Source organism: Ruegeria sp. CE9, assembly GCF_056537425.1.
Map to the genome: position 1 here is coordinate 1 of NZ_JBQFRO010000078.1, position 1199 is coordinate 1199.

At 48.0% G+C, this 1199-nt stretch carries 1 protein-coding gene and 1 pseudogene; one reads left to right on the forward strand and one right to left on the reverse strand.

All coding sequences use genetic code 11. From position 1 onward, the window contains the following. Window positions 1-453, forward strand: a pseudogene (locus tag ACR0B3_RS24135) (dihydroxy-acid dehydratase); the annotation flags it as partial. Window positions 454-526: 73 nt separating this feature from the next. Here the strand turns inward: ACR0B3_RS24135 and ACR0B3_RS24140 are convergent. Next, window positions 527-1199: SDR family oxidoreductase (locus ACR0B3_RS24140; protein ID WP_480811257.1), on the reverse strand; the 673-nt coding region annotated here is incomplete at its 5' end.

The window sequence follows — 1199 nt, forward strand, 5'->3', positions numbered from 1 at the left end:
AGAGTTGATGATCCAGATTTAGATATTTCTAGCGATGACTTTATGGTTCTACAAAATGCAGGGCCAAAAAGTGACTCTGGGATGCCTGAAGCGGGGTATTTACCTATTCCTAAAAAGCTCAGCAAATTGGGTGTGAAAGATATGGTGCGGATATCTGATGCCCGAATGTCTGGAACTGCTTTCGGTACTATTGTGCTTCATGTGTCTCCTGAAGCAGCCATAGGAGGTCCGCTATCACTCGTGCGAAATGGAGATCGCATTCGCATTTCTGTTTCTAACAAGCGTATTGATTTGTTGGTCGATGAAAAGGAATTAGATAAGCGTCGGTCAGAATGGGTATCTGATCTCGAAGAGCCTGAGAATTTGCGTGGATATAATAAGCTCTATGCTACCGAAGTCACACAGGCAGAACAGGGTTGTGATTTCCAATTTCTTAAGCCGGTAAAACGATAGCGGAAAAAGAGTGACTTCGCGCTTACAGCGGTAGGTGGCGAGTGGAAGGGCGGTTCTCCCTTCCACTAATAATTTAGCCACGTCCAATATATGGCATATTCGTAGCCATGACTGTCATAAACTGGACATTGGCCTCCAAAGGAAGATTTGCCATATGAAGCACGGATGTTGCGACATTAGACACATCCATGACCGGCTCTACTTCGATACTTCCATCAGCTTGCGGTACACCTTTTGTCATTTTTCTGGCCATGTCGGTAAGTGCGTTGCCGATGTCAACTTGCCCGCAAGCAATGTTGAATGGACGTCCGTCAAGGCTGATTGAGCGAGTAAGACCGGTAATCGCGTGTTTTGAAGCTGTATAAGGCGCAGAGCCCCAACGTGGTACATAGGCAGACACAGATCCATTGTTGATAATGCGGCCGCCCTGTGGCGATTGATGTCGCATGATCCTAAAAGCGGCGCGGGCCACAATGAAGCTGCCTGTAACGTTGATATCAATAAGATTACGCCAGTCGTCCACTGAAAGTTCGTCGATTGGCGCGCCTCCGAGGCTCACGCCGGCATTGTTGAATACGGCGTCCAATCGCCCCCATGCCTCGTAGGCAGTGTTAAACGCACTTTCCACTTGGGTTTCGTCAGTGACATCACATGGTAAAATAAGTGTATTTTTATTTTTTGCCGCGGTTTCTTCCAAAGCGGCGGATCTGCGGCCGATTAAGCCGACTTGCCATCCATTGGCGAGG